At 47.1% G+C, this 12,405-nt stretch carries 10 protein-coding genes, 3 tRNA genes, 1 rRNA gene and 1 pseudogene (1 of these 15 only partly in view); 1 reads left to right on the top strand and 14 read right to left on the bottom strand.

The genetic code is table 11. From position 1 onward, the window contains the following. Positions 1–22 precede the first annotated feature (22 nt). Both V3C10_01720 and V3C10_01715 read right to left on the bottom strand, forming a co-directional pair. Complete coding sequence (locus V3C10_01720) at positions 23–1,150, bottom strand: amidohydrolase family protein (protein WVP62559.1); 1,128 nt, start codon at positions 1,148–1,150, stop codon at positions 23–25. 25 nt (positions 1,151–1,175) lie between these two features. Continuing rightward, positions 1,176–2,360, bottom strand: coding sequence for a CaiB/BaiF CoA-transferase family protein (locus tag V3C10_01715; GenBank protein ID WVP62558.1), 1,185 nt, complete (start codon positions 2,358–2,360; stop codon positions 1,176–1,178). Positions 2,361–2,615: 255 nt separating this feature from the next. On the opposite strand from V3C10_01715, the gene V3C10_01710 reads away from it, so the two are divergent. Next, entirely contained in the window at positions 2,616–3,581 is a 966-nt protein-coding gene (locus tag V3C10_01710) for a LysR family transcriptional regulator (protein WVP62557.1), read from the top strand. 263 nt (positions 3,582–3,844) lie between these two features. Here V3C10_01710 and rpsR read toward each other — a convergent pair whose 3' ends face one another. The 12 genes and pseudogenes from rpsR to V3C10_01650 all read right to left on the bottom strand — a co-directional run. Beyond that, on the bottom strand, positions 3,845–4,111 hold the full coding sequence (gene rpsR, locus V3C10_01705; protein WVP62556.1) for a 30S ribosomal protein S18: 267 nt from the start codon (positions 4,109–4,111) through the stop codon (positions 3,845–3,847). A gap of 73 nt (positions 4,112–4,184) precedes the next feature. Beyond that, on the bottom strand, positions 4,185–4,640 hold the full coding sequence (locus V3C10_01700) for a single-stranded DNA-binding protein (protein WVP62555.1): 456 nt from the start codon (positions 4,638–4,640) through the stop codon (positions 4,185–4,187). 19 nt (positions 4,641–4,659) lie between these two features. After that, a complete protein-coding gene (rpsF, locus tag V3C10_01695; protein WVP62554.1) occupies positions 4,660–4,947 on the bottom strand; it encodes a 30S ribosomal protein S6 in 288 nt (95 codons plus the stop codon). 230 nt (positions 4,948–5,177) lie between these two features. Next, a complete protein-coding gene (locus V3C10_01690) occupies positions 5,178–5,381 on the bottom strand; it encodes a DUF951 domain-containing protein (GenBank protein WVP62553.1) in 204 nt (67 codons plus the stop codon). Positions 5,382–5,423: 42 nt separating this feature from the next. Next, the gene (locus V3C10_01685; GenBank protein ID WVP62552.1) at positions 5,424–6,149 is read right to left on the bottom strand and encodes an NAD-dependent protein deacylase; all 726 of its coding nucleotides are present in this window, start codon (positions 6,147–6,149) and stop codon (positions 5,424–5,426) included. Between the two features lie 46 nt (positions 6,150–6,195). Continuing rightward, positions 6,196–7,236: a GNAT family N-acetyltransferase gene (locus tag V3C10_01680; protein ID WVP64558.1), complete on the bottom strand. Its 1,041-nt coding sequence runs from the start codon at positions 7,234–7,236 to the stop codon at positions 6,196–6,198. A 75-nt stretch (positions 7,237–7,311) separates the two neighbouring features. Next, a pseudogene (locus V3C10_01675) lies at positions 7,312–8,211 on the bottom strand (phosphatidylglycerol lysyltransferase domain-containing protein). A 306-nt stretch (positions 8,212–8,517) separates the two neighbouring features. After that, positions 8,518–9,606, bottom strand: a complete 1,089-nt coding sequence (locus V3C10_01670) for a linear amide C-N hydrolase (GenBank protein WVP62551.1) — start codon at positions 9,604–9,606, stop codon at positions 8,518–8,520. A gap of 100 nt (positions 9,607–9,706) precedes the next feature. Next, positions 9,707–9,777 (bottom strand) — tRNA-Cys (locus V3C10_01665). A 4-nt stretch (positions 9,778–9,781) separates the two neighbouring features. Then, positions 9,782–9,853, bottom strand: a tRNA-Glu gene (locus V3C10_01660). Positions 9,854–9,886: 33 nt separating this feature from the next. Beyond that, a tRNA-Asn gene (locus tag V3C10_01655) sits at positions 9,887–9,959 on the bottom strand. Between the two features lie 230 nt (positions 9,960–10,189). Next, positions 10,190–12,405 (bottom strand): 23S ribosomal RNA (locus V3C10_01650); it runs 672 nt beyond the window's last position.

Below are 12,405 nucleotides of genomic sequence, written 5' to 3'. Positions count from 1 at the left end.
CCAATTGAAAACTAATACCGAATCAAAAATCTATTTGGCGAAAAACTACTTCTCCATCCAGAATTGTCATCTCCGTCTTTAAAATCTGTCCGCCCGTCATTATGTTTCCGTTAAAATCTTCGAAGGTCACCTCACGATCCAGGCAGCGGAAAATACTGATATCCGCTGCAGTCCCGATGTTCAGGCTTCCGAGTTCCCGCTCCATCCCCATTATTTTGGCCGGAATCTGAGTCGTGCATCTAATCACCTGGAAAAGGCTCATCCCCAGCGCAAGATACTTGCTCATGACAAAAGGCAGTGAGAATACACGTCTTCCCTTAAAGACCGTATTTACCGTAAGGTCCGTGCTAATCACATCAGGCAGAATGCCCTGGCTGATAGCGGCCTTTGCTACGCGGTAGGAAAAATGGTTCGCTCCGTTGGCCGCATCTAAGATAACGCCTCTCTTTTGAGCCTCGTACAGGATGGGAAGAACCTTTTCTTCCTCATTCAGAATCGTCCGCCCCTTTCCCTGGAATACGTGGGCATAGACATCGCCTGGGCGCAGCAGCTTTATAATTTCTTCCGGTTCCCCCGCCGGGTTAGTAGTATGTACCGTCACAGGGCAGCCCAGCTCTTCCGCAATTTCAAGCATGGCCTTCATGGGCTTGAGTCCAAGGTCACCGGCAATTTCAGCGCTTTGGCGCACCTTTAGGCCAATCAGATGTTCCGGATATCTGCGCATGGTATGAATGAGCTCCTCAGGCCTGTAATTTACCGGATCAATGTTTTCGTGATAAGATTTTGTAACAAGCCCGCCCGGACAGACATTTAAAAGCGCTTTGACGTGTATTGGCATACTGCTGATTTTTGCTCGAAACACACGGTAGTTATCAATACCGGTTGAGCCTGCATCAATAACTCCGGTCACGCCCATCGGAAAATAACAGCTTTCCGGGGATGCCCCCAGCCCGGTCACTCCCGCCGCTACATGGGCATGGCCATCTATAAGTCCCGGGGTCACAAGACATCCTGCGGCGTCAATCGTCTGCGCTGCCATCTCATGATCGGCCGCAACAATCCTGCCGTTTTTAACTGCAATATCCCGTATTTCGTCAATTCCACTAAATGGGTCTATGAAACGTCCTCCCCGGATTAGAATATCTACCATATCGAAACTTCCTTTCTGTCCTACATCAGATAGCTCCGCTTTCTGCTAACTCAGCCAGTTCCGCCTCACTCTTCCCCAGCAGACCACCATAGATTTCCTGATTGTAAGAGCCCAGCTTGGGACCGGCCCACTTTACCTGCCCCGGCGTTTCGCTTAGGATTGGAAATACCCCCGGCATCTTAATGCTGCCGAACTCCTCACAGGGAACCGTGAGAATATCGTTACGCGTATTGTACTGAGGATCCTCGAAAATATCCTTCATACTGTAGATTGCGGAAATAGGAACGCCGCACTCATCACAACGTTTTTTAATCTCCTCATAGGTTAGTCCGCCAATCCACTCTGTCACTGCGTCCATAATCGGCTTTGGATCGGCCAGGCGCTCCTGGGCCTTTTCGTACTTAGGCAGCCAGTCGGAACGGCCCATCGCATCGCACAGATGCCAAAAAACAGGATCGGTGCTGCACACCAGAATTACGTATCTATGATCCTTTGTTTCAAATGTCCCGATAGGGCAGGAGGCACCATTGGGCATCGGACTTCTTTCACGCACGGTTCCAAACTGATCGTACTGCGCCACCATGGCCTCTTCCATGCGAAAAATCCCCTCATAAAGACTAATATCAATTTCCTGAGGCATACCTTTCAAAACATCACGGTGATACAAAGCAAACATAGTGCCGATGACTGCGTTCAACCCTGCTATATAATCTGCCAGCGCAAATGGAGGGCTGACCGGAGGGCGATCCTGATATCCTGTCATGTATGTCATGCCGGAAAACGCCTGAAGTGGAGTACCGAGGCCGGCCAGCTTCGCATTAGGCCCCGTCTGTCCGTATCCTGTAACATGTGTAACAATAATATTAGGGTTGGCCCTACGCATAACCTCCACACCAATTCCCCATTTATCCAGAGTTCCGGTTTTAAAATTTTCGATTACCACATCGCTCTTTGCTACCAGCTCCAGAAACAGCTTCTTTCCTTCCTCTTTGTGGAAATCCAGGGTTATGCTCTTCTTATTGCGCCCCATAGCCGGCCATCGAATACTGACTCCGTCTTTCAAAGGCCCCATGGCACGAAATGCATCACCTCGCCCGGGCATTTCAATTTTAATAACCTCCGCGCCGAAATCCGCCATCAGACCGGCCGCCCAGGGAGCTGCAATGACAGTAGCAATATCAAGAACTCTGATTCCTTCCAATGCTTCCATTTTATTTCTCCTTTACATTCTGTGAATTTGTAATATTTACCAATAATTATTCAAATAGCCGGTACCGTTTTGTGAATTTCTTATTATGGCAATACTATATCATCCAATTCAGCAAATGAAAAGCCAATAAAATTTTAATATCTGCAAATTTAATTTGCAGTATAGAATGAACCATGTTAGAATGAACTTAAAGCAGACATATTGCTGTCTGTAATACTGTTTTCAACTGCAAACCTTGTCTCTGAGGGATTTTTTATGTTTAATAATTATCATTATTTTATTGTTCTGGCGGAAGAGTGCAATATTTCCCGCGCCGCAGACCGGCTGTTCATCACTCACCAAAACCTGAGCAAGTACCTGTCCAACCTGGAATCAGACTTTGGGGTAGCGCTGTTTCAGCGCAAACCAACTTTTTCACTGACCTATGCCGGCCGCCTGATGCTGCAATCACTTAAAGAAACTGAACAAATTGAAAAAAACATCCGGGCACAGTTTGTTGATCTGCGCGGGGATGTCACAGGTGAAATCCGCATTGGCACTACAGAAGGGCGGTTCCGTATTTTAATGCCGGATATTATGAGCGCTTTCAGGGATGCCTTTCCTGATGTCCAGTTGCTGATCAGTAGTGCGGCATCACCGGATTTACGCAAAATGGTACAAAACAACCAGTTGGATCTTATGATCGCCGGAATTCCCCCCGAAAATAAGAGTAAGCTGGATTATGTCAATGTATTAGATGAAAAGCTCTATTTGATTATCAGCGATAATATGCTTCAAAACATATTTGGAAAACAATTCCCTGCCTGTAAAAAGGACCTGAAGATGGGTGCAGATTTGAAATTATTTCAGAATATCCCCTTTGCCATGAACATGCCCCACTTTAATTCCCACATTTTATTGCAGCATCACCTTGACAAGCATGGAATCGTACTGAACTGTGTGCATACCTCCAGTCATCCTGATTTGCATCATATGATGTCCGCCCGTGATTTTGCCGCCAGCTTCTGTCTAACCATGTATCTGCCAAGCCTGATCAAATTGAATAAGGAATTAGATAATAAACTTAATATCTTCCCTATCAAGGATTTTTACGATACGAATCCTGTAGCTATATGCTATGCCAAGAATCGCATATTTCCCCGATACACCAGAGTTCTAATTCAAATGCTGAAACAGCAGTGCAGGCATTTTTCCGAATTTGATAGAATTGTTTTAGAATAGCTCCCATTATAACAGGCACTGTACCAGCATAATGAGAAAAAATTAGAAGTTCTGCCTGGAAGGCTTTTTATTCCATATAGCGTTTGCACATAGCTTACCTATAGAATAAAAATAGGCTGCAAAGTAGGTAAATTTATGGTTTAGTTCCATAAATTGTCCTGCTTTGCAGCCTTCTTGTTTTAATAATTATGAAGTTTCCTGAAAAGAAAACATCTCATTTTTCGTTATAAAAAGCTAATACCTAATACTCTTAAATATAAAAATTAATCACAGGTGTATGGCATAAGAGCGATGTGTCTTGCTCTCTTGATAGCTACTGTAAGAGCCCTCTGATGTTTAGCACAGTTTCCTGTGATTCTTCTCGGAAGGATTTTGCCTCTCTCAGATACATATCTTTTTAATTTGTTAACGTCTTTATAATCGATTACTCCGTTTTTCTCTCCACAGAATACACAAACTTTTTTTCTTCTGCGCATGCCGCCTCTTCTCATCTTGGAAGCGTCTGCTCTATCACCTTTATTGAATGCCACTTAAGTTACCTCCTTCACAAATCAGATGTCCATACAGTCCTCGTCCGACCGACAGGGGACCGATTCCCGTCTCTTAGTTAAACGGAAGACCTTCATCTTCTACTCCGTCAGGAATATTCATAAAACCATCACCGATTGCACTGGATGGAGCCGGGCGTTCTGCCGGACGATAACCGCCTTCGCTTCCGCCTGCCGCATTCTTGCTCTCTGCGAATTCCTGATCCTCTACGATTACTTCTGTAGTATATACTTTCTGACCGTCTCTGTTAGTGTAGCTGCCAGTCTGAATCCTTCCGGTTACCACAACTTTGGTACCCTGATGGAAATATTTTTCAGCAAACTCTCCTGCTCTGTCAAATGCAACACATGTAATAAAATCTGCTGTCTGTGCGCCGTCGTCTCCACCGCTTCTGCGGCCTCTTCTGTCAACAGCCAGTGTATATCTGGCAATTGCCATAGCGCGCTCGCCCTGGGAGTATCTCACTTCCGGGTCTCTGGTCAGTCTGCCCATAAGAATAACTTTATTCATACGATCACTCTTTCTCTATTTATGCATCCTGTCTTACGCATAAGTATCTGATTACCGGCTCCATAATACGGATGTGTGCCTCAACTTCGTTAGGGCATACGGAATCAGACTCGAAATGGATGAAGTAGTAAAATCCTTCTTTCATCTTCTGAATTTCGTAAGCTAATCTCTTCTTACCCCATTCATCAATGTCTGCAACAGTGCCGCCGAAACGTGTAATGTAACCTGTCACCTTTTCGATTGCTGCTGCTCTCTCTTCATCTTCGAGTTTTGCGCTAAGAACAACTGCTAATTCATATTTGTTCATGCTCTTTTTACCTCCTTGTGGTCTCTGACCCCCTGACTCCAGCAGGGAGTAAGGATATTAGTTAATATATCACGAATATTTATGATACCAGATTTTTCAGGTGTTTGCAAGCACTTTCTTCCTGTTTTTTCACGGTTTTACCTATGATTTCCTTAATATTCCGCCATTTTTGCCATCGGTTCTATGCCGTTTCCCCGAATTGCGTCATAATACTGTCCGGACCTGCGTTTTTACTGCGTTCCGGCCTGCTCCGGGTTCTTCTTTTTGAGTCCCCTCGTACTTTTTTCCACCAAGGTTCTCGCCATCATGACCTGATGGCCGCATCCCGTACATTTCAGACGGAAGTCCGCCCCCACGCGCAGAATTTCCCATTCATGGCTCCCGCAGGGGTGCGGTTTTTTCAGTTTGACGACATCGCCTATCTCATATACCATCTATGTCTCTCCCCTTATTCATGCTTTCTGTACCTCGCCGCATCAGTCCAGACCGGCGGCTTCCCCCAGCACTTTTCCAATGCTGTCGCAAATAACGAGATCCGCCTGGCTGTCCCTCGACGTCACAGATTTATTAATCAGAACCAGCTTTGAGCCTCTGTAATAATCAATCAATCCGGCCGCCGGATACACGGTGAGGGATGTTCCTCCTATTATAAGAACATCCGCCTTTCTGATAAAGTCAATGGAACGCTGGATAACATCGTTGTCCAGGCCTTCCTCATAAAGGACCACATCGGGTTTTATCATGCCGCCGCACTCACATTTCGGCACGCCGGATGCCTTTACGACATCGTCCAGGCCATAGAACCTTCCGCACCTTGTGCAGTAATTGCGATGGACGGAACCGTGCAGTTCAAGAACCTCACGGCTTCCCGCCGCCTGGTGTAAGCCATCTATATTCTGGGTTATCACCGCTTTCACTTTCCCCTCCTGCTCCAGCTTCGCCAGAGCCAGGTGCGCTCTGTTTGGCTTCGCATCGGGAAACAGCATTTTATTCTTGTAAAAACGGTAAAATTCTTCCGGTTTCCTGACGTAGAAAGAGTGGCTGATAATCGTCTCAGGCGGATAGTCATACTGCTGGTTATAGAGCCCGTCCGTGCTTCTGAAATCGGGAATCCCGCTCTCCGTCGACACTCCCGCACCACCGAAAAATACAATATTACCGCTCTCTTTTATCCACTGTTTTAATACCGTAATCTCATCCATTCTGAAACCTCCCCTTTCCATCCCGGATTTTATATATTGTTTGCTATTACACAATCTCATCTATAAACGCCCGATTTACCGTCTCAATCTGAGCCAGTTTTTCCCTCAGTTCCTCAGACAGCCCAGGATGGATTTCTTCCAGCTTCCTGTAACCGCATAACCAGCCGGCAAGCTCTCCCGGCGTCATGGACAGTGTTTCTCTGTCTTCTTTATCCCATTCGGCCTCTGCCCTGACGGCAGATGAACTGCTGTCCGAGAGTTTCCAGATATAACTTCCGTTTACGGCATCCAGAATATGATCTTCAATCCTTATCTTAAGCTGAAGCTCTTTTCCTGCTTCACGCAGCCTGAACATAGCCAAGAATGTCTCCGCACAGGTCACTCTTGCCATAATAGCCGGTTTTCTTTTCATTTCCTCGGTAAACTGTTCATCGGTGTAGAGCAGTCTCTGTTCTTTCCGTCCCGCTCCCCAGTATGCCGCAAGACCCGCCACCTGCTCCCCGTTAAAAAGGAATTGAAGCGCTCCGTCCTCGGATTCCAGTTCCTTGATCAGACGGCTCACATAGGCCCCGTCGCGGCGGCAGTACATGTCGCAGCGCCCGGCAAGCCACTGTTCCATATATTCGGCCGCCTGTTTGCAATCCTCCTCATTATCCCGGCAGTCCACCGCAGTCAGCTTCTCTTTGGCCTCCTCCGTCAGGGACAGAACCGGCAGCTCACTGATATAAGCAAAATCTAACGGCAGATAAATCCGTTCATCTGCAGGCATGAGAAAGACAAATGGAACCTGTTCGTAATTCATATCCTGCATCATGCGCAGGAATACATCCCTGAAATGCCCCTCCCGGCGGTGGCTTTCCTCCGTGGCAACGCCCACCACATAGTAGGTGTCGACATCCTGTCCCTTGACGCGGACACGGTACGGATTCAACTGGGTCATGGATATGATCAGTCCGTTATCGTTTTTCACCAGAATGCGGTTGTCCTTCGTCTTCTCGGAATAATAATACTTCACAAACTGCTCGGAGTCTTCCGGAAAACAGGAATGCCAGAGACGCTCCGTATCTGATTTATCATCGTCGGACAAATATTCAATTCTGCTGCCCGATATGGTATTACCAATCTGCTCAGCCCAGCGGTATCCTTTCTTTCCGTCCAGAAGCTGCTCAACAAGGTATTTTCTCGCATAGTCGGCCGGATTGTAGGAAGATTTTGCTTTACGCAGTCCTTCAAGTCCCATGTCATCTTCCCTGTTAACCCACTCCACTTCAGGGAATTCCTCGATCAGGAACTGCTGATTGATGAACTGGTACAGGCCATTAATCTCCGGATTGGCTTTCTCGATGTGGATGACGGCCATATTTTCCACCGGGTTAAAACTGCCGATGGTAAATGCCTCCAACTGTCCGTCAATAAACACGCCTCCCATGCGCACATAGAGAGCCGAACAGTTTTTAAGAATATCATGGATTCCGCGTACCTCATAGTCCAGATGCTCCTCCACGTCATCTCCCTTCTGAAGTCTCCATTTATCAAGAAACTCCCAGACCTCATGGCTGTCGGAACAACAGAGACGACGGTATTCATATCGTCCTTCATACTCGCGTTTAAAGGCATTGACACGGTTTTTCTTCTTGTGCAGTTTCTTGCCTGCAAGGGTTCTCATTGCATTGCCGTCGTAGAGATAATCCCTGGAGTCCACCTGTTCTTCGACCAGATACTTGTCCTCCGGCAGGGCCAGATACTGTACTGCAAATTCATCCGCCAGATTAATGACCAGCGGATATCCCAGTTCTTCATTAAAATACTTTTCTATTGCCTTAAAAGCATCCGGAAGATCTTCCTCGCGGCAAAGCGGCATGGCGGAAAAACATTTACCGCCGCTCTCCATCAGCCACAGGAGCGCTTTTCCCTCCCATATTGCATATTGAACATGATAATACTCTTTCCATATAAAACTCTCCAGGAACACGCTGTCACATGTCTTGTTGTGACGTAAGTTATAAAAGGGAAGTACATCTCCGATATTGTCTATATTAACTGTCTTAAACTGTAAATCCATAGTTCCTCCTTGCGGTATCGTGGTTCACGTATTCAGGTATGACTCGCACTAGATTCGAAAGAACCTCATCAAGTGCTCATATTATATTATACATTATATTATAAGTAAAAAAACTCTTTTTTAACATTATAAACGCAACTTAAAAAAAGAAAAAGCCCGGAGTTTCATATTTCCGGCGGATTATAGTAAAAAACGGTGAAAAACGCGTTTTGCATTTCTTTCACCGTTTTTGACCGGGAGTTTGGAGACGCGTCCCGGGCGTTGTCTTTGTGTCATACTTGATTTGTTTTGTTGTATCACATTATTTTATTCTGCCAGGCTGAACGCATGGGCAGGTTTGTCGTACTGTCGCTCTGTGATTACACTGGCTGTCAAATCTGTGTTGTTGTAAATGATAGACCACTGGGTCGCGTTGAGTCTTCCTGTCGTCTCAGACACATGCCAGTCGCTGGATGCCGCTTCGAGAAGATCCATTCCCGCCTGTGCATCCTTCAGCACGCCTCCGCACTCATCCAGTTTGTTTTTAAGTATCTCATAGCGATCCTGACCACTTCCAAAATTGTATTTCTTTTCGGATAGAAGAAAATTGGTCACCATCTGATAATTCTTCCCGGCTGTTATCACCTCGTATTCATTGTCAACATACTCGACTACAACGCTGTTCCCTTGTGCGTCCGATATCTGAAAGTGGTAACAGCTTCCTGCCGACGAGTGCATATCATACTGCTCCAACAGCGCCAGCGCTTCCTCCACCGTAGCTGCCTTATCGAGAATCAGACGGATTGCCGTGGTGGTTGTAATATCTGTTTTGCCCGTGTCCTGGTTGGTCGGTTCATCACCGATTCTCAAGACCGCTGCGGTCAGGCCTTTTTCATTAATTCCGTCCAAAGGGGCATAGGGGGCCGCCAAAGTAATAATTTTCTGTTTAAATGTTTCCGGCAGTTTGTCCTCTCCAAAACCCAGAAAAGCAAGGTTCACCGTAGAAAATGAGCGGTAACCGTTATCCGGTTTTGTCTCCACGAATAATGCCGGTGAATACGTCAGGTCAAAATTGCGGCCGAAAATCTGATCCCCATCTTCCGTCTGGGCGCTGAACGTAGAACAGCCCAAATCCGGAATCGAAAATTCCAGAGGAACTCCCTTCAGCAGCCGATCCGTAACAAATTTCACCAGTTCCGCATCCGTGGATGCTCCTTCTTTCAAAAAGTCATCAAAACCATAATCTCCTTCATATTTCATTGTATACAGAACATTGTCATCCACCTTCTTCAGTGAATCCAGCGTTTTTAACTCATTCCTGAACATAAATGCACCTCCTGCCACCACAATGAAAAGCAATGCCGCAAGGCAACCCACAATGTAAAGCAGCCATTTTTTCCATTTATTATGCTGCATATCATTCTCCTTCCATTTATCTTTTATACCTGACACCGGAAAAAGCCGGGGTTTTCATGCAAAAACCACGGAAACATAATGTTTCCGTGGTTTATAAGAGAGGCGACGACCGGAATCGGACCGGTGATAAGGGTGTTGCAGACCCGTGCCTTACCGCTTGGCTACGTCGCCAGAGTGACCCCAACGAGATTCGAACTCGTGTTACCGCCGTGAAAGGGCGATGTCTTAACCGCTTGACCATGGGGCCTCTATATCATATAAAATTTTTAATACAAAAAAACTCCCCGAGTAGGACTTGAACCTACGACAGCGCGGTTAACAGCCGCGTGCTCTACCGACTGAGCTATCGAGGAATAAAGGGGAATGTCTTGGCTACCTGAACCAGACTCCCTCTCGGTTATCTTGCCCAGATTTCCATTACATATACCTTCAAAACCACATATTGAAATTCATCCGTTTTTTAAACTTTGTTTCCCCGTCAATTCACTAAACTCGGTAACACCTCGTTAAGTGTTTGACGTGCCTCGTACTAAGTTCGGCAATACCTCACTAAGTACTCTGGCAATATCCATAACCTAACCTTTTGGTTAAGCCCTCGACCGATTAGTAACAGTCAGCTGCACATGTTGCCATGCTTCCACCTCTGCCCTATCTACCTCGTCGTCTTCAAGGGGTCTTACTCTTGCGATGGGATATCTCATCTTGAGGGGGGCTTCACGCTTAGATGCCTTCAGCGTTTATCCCGTCCCGACTTGGCTACTCTGCCATAGGATTGATTCCTAACAGATACACCAGAGGTCAGTCCATCCCGGTCCTCTCGTACTAAGGACAGCTCCTCTCAAATATCCTACGCCCGCGCCGGATAGGGACCGAACTGTCTCACGACGTTCTGAACCCAGCTCGCGTACCGCTTTAATGGGCGAACAGCCCAACCCTTGGGACCTACTTCAGCCCCAGGATGCGATGAGCCGACATCGAGGTGCCAAACCACTCCGTCGATGTGAACTCTTGGGAGTGATAAGCCTGTTATCCCCAGGGTAGCTTTTATCCGTTGAGCGATGGCAATCCCACTTTCATACCACCGGATCACTAAGTCCTACTTTCGTACCTGCTCGACCCGTCAGTCTCGCAGTCAAGCTCCCTTATGCCTTTGCACTCTTTGAATGGTTTCCAACCATTCTGAGGGAACCTTTGAGCGCCTCCGATACCCTTTCGGAGGCGACCGCCCCAGTCAAACTCCCCACCTGACATTGTCCCACCACCGGATCACGGTGGCTGGTTAGAAATCCAGTATCACAAGGGTGGTATCCCAACAGTGACTCCAAGAAGACTGGCGTCCTCCCTTCTTTGTCTCCCACCTATCCTGTACATGCAATACCGAATCCCAGTATCAAGCTAGAGTAAAGCTCCATGGGGTCTTTCCGTCCTGGCGCAGGTAACCAGCATCTTCACTGGTATTTCAATTTCACCGGGTGCATTGTTGAGACAGCGCTCAAATCATTACGCCTTTCGTGCGGGTCGGAACTTACCCGACAAGGAATTTCGCTACCTTAGGACCGTTATAGTTACGGCCGCCGTTTACTGGGGCTTAGATTCAAAGCTTCGATTGCTCTAACCTCTCCTCGTAACCTTCCAGCACCGGGCAGGCGTCAGCCCATATACCTCACCTTACGGTTTTGCATAGACCTGTGTTTTTGCTAAACAGTTGCTTGAGCCTATTCTCTGCGGCCCACTCTCGTGGGCACCCTTTATCCCGAAGTTACAGGGTCATTTTGCCGAGTTCCTTAACAATGCTTCTCCCGCCGGCCTTAGGATTCTCTCCTCATCCACCTGTGTCGGTTTACGGTACGGGTACATATCACACAATAGCGGCTTTTCTCGACAGCCCCTACGCCAACTTCGCTACTAATAATTCGCTACGCGTCACGTCCTCCTGTTGTTAAGCGGATTTGCCAGCTTAACCAGTCCTACGCTTGCCCCGGTCTTTTCATTCCCGGGTTTGGCACCGGTTCTGTGTCCCCACAGTTCTGATGATATGCAGTACAGGAATTTCAACCTGTTGTCCATCGACTACGCTTCTCAGCCTCGCCTTAGGCCCCGACTTACCCAGAGCAGATCAGCTTTACTCTGGAAACCTTAGATATTCGGCCTGGAGGATTCCCACCTCCATCTCGCTACTCATTCCGGCATTCTCTCTTCTTAAAAGTCCACAGCTCCTTACCGGTACTGCTTCGCTCCTTTAAGAATGCTCCTCTACCAATTGTCTTACGACAATTCCTAAGCTTCGGTGTTGTGTTTTAGCCCCGGACATTTTCGGCGCAGGACCTCTCGACTAGTGAGCTATTACGCACTCTTTGAATGTGTGGCTGCTTCTGAGCCAACATCCTAGTTGTCTTTGAAATCCCACATCCTTTTCCACTTAACACACACTTTGGGACCTTAGCTGTAGGTCTGGGCTCTTTCCCTTTTGACTACCCAACTTATCTCGTGCAGTCTGACTCCCGTACATCATTTACGCGGCATTCGGAGTTTGATATTCTTCGGTAGACTTTGACGTCCCCTAGGAAATTCAGTGCTCTACCTCCGCTAAACTAATACGAGGCTAGCCCTAAAGCTATTTCGAGGAGAACCAGCTATCTCCGGGTTCGATTGGAATTTCTCCCCTATCCACACCTCATCGCCACCCTTTTCAACGGATGTGCGTTCGGTCCTCCATTTCCTTTTACGGAAACTTCAACCTGGACATGGATAGGTCACCCGGTTTCGGGTCTGCACATGCTGACTTGACGCCCTATTAAG

Source organism: [Clostridium] symbiosum, assembly GCA_036419695.1.
GTDB classification, from domain to species: Bacteria; Bacillota; Clostridia; order Lachnospirales; family Lachnospiraceae; genus Otoolea; species Otoolea symbiosa_A.
This window is presented reverse-complemented; position numbering and strand designations above follow the sequence as displayed.